Source organism: Holdemanella sp., assembly GCF_056804935.1.
Genome location: NZ_DBMEXE010000177.1, coordinates 1 through 3405, shown reverse-complemented (window position 1 = coordinate 3405; position 3405 = coordinate 1). Strand labels below are relative to the sequence as shown.

At 34.9% G+C, this 3405-nt stretch carries 3 protein-coding genes; all 3 read left to right on the top strand.

Going from position 1 to position 3405, the window contains the following annotated elements:
• Positions 1–260 precede the first annotated feature (260 nt).
• Genes ACZQCL_RS07725 through ACZQCL_RS07715 form a run of 3 tightly spaced genes read left to right on the top strand, consistent with a single transcriptional unit; the run spans position 261 to position 3325 of the window.
• Positions 261–1433: an ABC transporter substrate-binding protein gene (locus ACZQCL_RS07725; RefSeq protein ID WP_482482605.1), complete on the top strand. Its 1173-nt coding sequence runs from the start codon at positions 261–263 to the stop codon at positions 1431–1433.
• A 53-nt stretch (positions 1434–1486) separates the two neighbouring features.
• A complete protein-coding gene (locus tag ACZQCL_RS07720) occupies positions 1487–2365 on the top strand; it encodes a branched-chain amino acid ABC transporter permease (protein ID WP_118114291.1) in 879 nt (292 codons plus the stop codon).
• 3 nt (positions 2366–2368) lie between these two features.
• A complete protein-coding gene (locus ACZQCL_RS07715; protein WP_482482603.1) occupies positions 2369–3325 on the top strand; it encodes a branched-chain amino acid ABC transporter permease in 957 nt (318 codons plus the stop codon).
• Positions 3326–3405 lie beyond the last annotated feature (80 nt).

Here is a 3405-nt window from a genome sequence, read left to right as displayed (position 1 = left end):
GTTCTTAACAACAGAGGCTGGAGTTGCTAAAATTGATAAAGAAGAACCAGCACCTGCAATGCCTCAGGGAATGTATTAATAGTTGATTGAATAGCCAAAGTTTTATAGCTTTGGCTATTTTTTTGTCTAAGAAAATATCTGAAAATAATGTAAAACGAAAAAATAATATGAAAAATTAAATGTAATAAAATGTAAAAAGAACTTGAAAACGTTTTCCACTTGCGTTATTATATCTGTACAACTCGAGGGAGGTATAGATTATGAAGGGTAAATTATTAAAAACGTTTGCTTCTAGTGCTGTCGCATTAAGCATGTTAGTCGGATGTAGTTCAGGAAGTGGAACGGCTGCAACTGAATTAAAAGAAGGAGATACAGTCAAGATTGGTTTGAACTATGAATTGTCTGGTGCAGTAGCTTCTTATGGTCAAGCTGAGTATAAAGGGGCTTCGCTTGCTATCAAGGAATATAACGCAAACAAGGATTCAAAATATAAAATTAAAGCTGTCAAAATGGACAATAAAGGAGATGCTAGTGAATCTACTTCAGCAGCTACAAAATTGATGACTGAAGATGGTGTAGCTTTTGTGGTTGGACCTGCAACTTCAGGTGCTTCTATTGCGACATATCCAGTAGCGGATCAAAACCAAGTTCCAGTCATTTCACCATCTGCTACTCAGGTAGATGCAACAATGAATGGGGATTCTCCTTATGAATATGCGTTCCGTATTTGTTTCGAAGATTCATATCAAGGTAAGGCAATGGCTAAATTTGGATATGAAAACTTAGGTAAGAAAAAAGCTGTTATCATTAACGAAGTTAGTGATTATGGAAAGGGTCTTACTAAAGTATTTACACAAAAATTTGAAGATTTGGGTGGAGAAGTTGTAGCTACAGAAAGCTATAACGCTAAAGATACTGACTTTGCCGGTATCATCACGAAAGTAAAAGATAAAGGTGCAGATGTATTATTCATTGCTGGTTACTATTCAGAAGCTGGATTAATTATTAAACAAGCTCGTGAAGCTGGTATGGATTGCACAATCTTAGGTGCTGATGGATTTGAATCAGAAAAATTAGCAGAACTTGCTGGTAGTGAAAATTTAAATAACTGCTACTATTCAACTGCTTATACTACAGTTAACGCAAGCGATACCTTAACAGCATTTGTAGATGCATATACTAAAGAATATGGAGAAGCTCCAAATATGTTCTCTGCATTAGCTTATGATGCTACTAATTTAGGTTTACAAGCCTTGGAAAAAGCTGGTAAAACAGGGGCTGATCTACAAAAGGCAATTGACGATACTGAGTTTGATGGTTTAACTGGTTCATTCACATTTGATAAGACACATTCACCTAAGAAGTCTGTATTAGTTGTTAACTTAGTAGATGGTGTTCAAACGGAAGCCGTTTCAGTAGATCCAAATAAATAAGTCTTTGTTCATAGGGGGAACAATTCCCCCTCTTTTTTAATAAGGAGGTTAATATGACAGCTTTTTTACAACAACTAGTCAATGGTCTATCCTTAGGAAGTATTTACGCATTGATTGCCTTAGGATATACCATGGTTTATGGAATTATTAAATTGATCAACTTTGCACATGGAGATATCTATATGTTAGGAGCTTATTGTGCATTTCTAATAACAACATATTGTGGTTTAGGGTTTATTCCTGCACTATTAATTTCAATGATTTTTTGTGGTGTTGTAGGTGTATTGATTGAGCGCATCGCATATAAGCCACTTCGTCATGCGACTCGAATTACCGCATTGATTACAGCAATTGGTGTAAGTTATGTCTTGGAGTATGCAACACAATATATCATGGGTAGTGAAGTAAGAACGTATCCTAAATTATTAACGAGTGCATCATTTCATTTAGGACCTGTCACAATTACGATGCAACAAGTCTATATTTTTGTCATTACTGTTATTTTAATGGTTGTTTTGCAGTTTATTGTTCAAAAGACAAAAATGGGCCGTGCCATGCGTGCTGTAAGTGTTGATGAAGATGCTGCACGTTTAATGGGTATCGATGTGGATAAAACAATTTCATTTACATTCCTTTTAGGGTCAGCTTTAGCAGGTGTTGCCGGCGTTTTAGTTGGAATTTATTATAATTCAATCAATCCTTTGATGGGAATGACACCAGGATTAAAAGCATTTATTGCTGCAGTATTTGGTGGTATTGGAAGTATTCCAGGTGCTATGATTGGTGGATTATTTATTGGGATTGCTGAAACTATGGTTACCGCTTATGGTAGTTCTTTGTATAAAGATGCGATTGTCTACATTATATTGATTTTGATTTTGATCTTAAAACCAGCTGGTTTATTAGGTAAAAACGTTAGAGAGAAGGTGTAAGTCATGCGTAAAGAATTATTGAATAAGGCAAATCTTGCTTGGCTTTTACTTTCTGTTGTATCATTTATAGTTCTAACCATTTTAATGAAGGTTGGAATTATTGGATCTTATTATTCCATCACTCTATATAATATCTTTATTAATATTATTTTAGCTGTTTCATTAAATTTAGTTATTGGTGTATGTGGCCAGTTTTCATTAGGACATGCTGGATTTATGTGTATTGGAGCTTATTGTGCTGGTATTATGGTAAAAATGATGCCAAATATGACGGGCTTAGCTATTGGAGTATTGATTGGCTTTGCACTTTCAACCATTGTAGCTTTGATTGTCTCTATTCCAACATTGCGTTTGAAAGGGGATTATTTGGCGATTGCGACTTTGGGTTTTGCGGAAATTGTACGTATCCTAGTGCAAAATATGGAAATCACAAATGGAGCGGCAGGATTAAATGGAATTCCTAAATTAACTACATTTCCATTGTTGTTTGTATGTGCCGTTATTGCGATTCTAGTTGTTTGTAACTTTACAAATTCCGCTCCAGGAAGAGCCTGTTTATCGATTCGTGAAGATGAAATTGCTAGTGAGGCAATGGGTATCAATACGACAAAGTATAAAGTAATTGCATTTGTGATTGGGGCATTATTAGCTTCATTAGCTGGTGCATTGTTCGCATGTAATTTCTATGTTATCAAACCGGATCAATTTACTTTTAATAAGTCAATTGACATCTTAGTTATGGTCGTATTTGGCGGTATGGGCTCTATGACATCAAGTGTTTTAGCAGCTGTTGCGATTGGTATTATCAATGTCGTTTTGGCAAACTTCTCAGAAATACGAATGATTATTTATGGTTTGGCACTAGTTGGAATTATGATTTTTAAACCGACAGGTATCTTAGGAACTAAGGAATTATCTTTTAAAAAGTTATTTGATAAGCGAAAGGAGAAATCTGCATGAAAACTATTTTAAATGTTAAAAATCTGACAAAGAATTTTGGTGGTCTTTGTGCAGTCTCTAATGTATCAATGACAATCAAT

What these genes read in the sequence shown, in the direction of transcription:
- ACZQCL_RS07725 (WP_482482605.1), top strand. Translation starts at nt 261, where the DNA reads ATGAAGGGTAAATTATTAAAAACGTTTGCTTCTAGTGCTGTCGCATTA.
- ACZQCL_RS07720 (WP_118114291.1), top strand. Translation starts at nt 1,487, where the DNA reads ATGACAGCTTTTTTACAACAACTAGTCAATGGTCTATCCTTAGGAAGT.
- ACZQCL_RS07715 (WP_482482603.1), top strand. Translation starts at nt 2,369, where the DNA reads ATGCGTAAAGAATTATTGAATAAGGCAAATCTTGCTTGGCTTTTACTT.